Below are 2,229 nucleotides of genomic sequence, written 5' to 3' on the forward strand. Positions count from 1 at the left end.
CCAGCACGGCCACCAGCAAGTTCACCGAACGCTCGGCGAGAATGCCGACGATCGTCTCCCGGCCGATGCCGCTTGCGCGCAGCGTGGCCGCCAAGCGGTTCGCCCGCTCGTTCAGCTCCGCATACGTAAGCCGGTCGTTCTCGTACACGACGGCCTCCGCTTCCGGCGTGCGCTCCGCCTGTTCCTCGAACAGCCAGTGGAACGCGGCCGCAGGAGCCGCTTCCGGCTGCGCTGGGTTGAACGCGCCGAGAATTTGTTCTTTTTCCTCTGCCGTCAGCAAGTTCAGCTCGGCGATCTTCGCATCTGGACGGCTTACGATCGTTACGAGCAGCTGCTCGTAATGTTTCGCCAGCCGTTCGATCGTCTCCCTTTTGTAGAGAGCCGTCGCATATTCGAAGCTGTAATCCAAGCCGCCGTTCTCCTCGCCCACATCCAAGCTGATATCAAACTTCGCGGTATCCAGTGCGCTCGGATAAGGAATCAGGCGAAGCCCTTCCAGCTCAAATTCCTCGTTCTCAATATTCTGCATCGTAAACAGCGTGTCGAAGAGCGGATTGCGGCTTAAATCACGGGTGACTTGCACCTTGTCCACCAATTCTTCGAACGGATAGTTTTGATGCTCGAAGGCGTGGAGGGTCGTTTCTTTGACTTCGTTCAGGTATGACAGGAATGTCTTCTCCGAAGCCGGATAACTGCGGATAGCCAGCGTGTTTAAGAAAATCCCGATCAACGGCTGCACATCCCCATGATTCCTTCCGGCAATCGGCGTACCGACGATCACGTCTTCCTGACCTGAATATTTATGCAGAAGGACGTTATACGCCGCAAGCAGCACCATAAACAGCGTTGTGCCCGTTTCCGAGGCCAGCTGCTTCAGGCCGTCGGTTTTCGAAGCGTCGAAGAAAAACTCCAGCGTTTGGCCTTCGTAGCTCTGCACGGCCGGACGCGGATAGTCGGTCGGCATTTCCAGCACCGGAAGCTCGCCTTGGAACATGTCCAGCCAGTACGCCTCCTGACGCTGAAGCCGTTCCTTCTGCTCCTGCGAATGCTGCCAAACGGTGTAGTCTTTGTACTGAACGCGCAGAGGCTCCAATTGCTCGCCGCCGTACAAGCGGACGAATTCTTCAACAAAGATTTCCATCGAGACGCCGTCGGAAATAATATGATGCATGTCGTACATTAGAATATGGCGTTCCGGAGCCAGCTCGACAAGGCCTACCCTCAGCAGCGGAGGCTTCGCCAAGTCAAACGGACGGACGAAACGGCGAACCGTCTCTTCGGCCTCTTGCTCATCCACTCGATAGAACTCCACAGCAAAATTCACGTCATGGTATAACCGCTGCGATGCTTCGCCATCCACCATTTCGAACCCGGTGCGCAGCATTTCATGCCGCGCCACGAGCTTACGGAACGCTTCTTCGAACCTTGTCCGATCCAAAGCACCCTCCAGCAGCATCGCTTCCGGCATGTTGTAGCTAAGCTCCGCGCCTTCCAGTTGATTCAGGATAAAGAGACGTTTTTGAGCAAAAGATTGCGGGTACACCTCCCGGTCATCCGCCACCGGAATGGCAACGAATGTCTGCTCATCCAGCCGGGAAATGACGGATGCCATGCTCTCGATCATGGAATGGCGGAACACGTCACGCAGCGGCAGATCCACGTTCAACTCTTTATGAATCTTGCTGACCAGCGTCGTCGCCCGCAGGGAGTGGCCGCCGATGTCGAAGAAGTTGTCGTGAACGCCAATCTCCTTCGCAAGCCCCAGCACCTCCTGCCAAATCGCCGCCAGCTTCGTTTCCAGCTCATTGCGCGGTGCGACGTACTCCGTTCCGCTTCCCGCTTCCCCTTCCGGCGCCGGCAGCGCCTTCCGGTCGATCTTTCCGTTCGGCGTCAGAGGCAGGCGCTCCAGCTCCACGAAGTACGACGGGATCATGTAGCCCGGCAGCTCCTGCGCCAGCGCGCTGCGCAAATCGTTCACCGCCAGCTCCGCTCCGGTATCCGGCGTGTAATACGCGCATAGCGCCTTCTGCCCGTTCGCGTCACTTCGAACCAGCACCACCGCTTCGCGCACGCCTTCCACCCGCAGCAGCTGCGACTCGATCTCGCCCGTCTCGATCCGGTAACCCCGGATTTTCGCCTGGTTGTCGATCCGGCCGATGAAGTCCACGTTCCCGTCTTCCATCCACCGCGCCAAGTCTCCCGTGCGGTACAGCCGCTCGCCCGCGGCGA

At 58.2% G+C, this 2,229-nt stretch carries 1 protein-coding gene; it reads right to left on the reverse strand.

The features are described from left to right. Positions 1-2,229: condensation domain-containing protein (locus tag GRP75_RS24910; RefSeq protein ID WP_160790669.1), on the reverse strand; the 2,229-nt coding region annotated here is incomplete at both ends.

The organism is Paenibacillus sp. OT2-17, assembly GCF_009827695.1.
Classification (GTDB): Bacteria; Bacillota; Bacilli; order Paenibacillales; family Paenibacillaceae; genus Paenibacillus; species Paenibacillus polymyxa_B.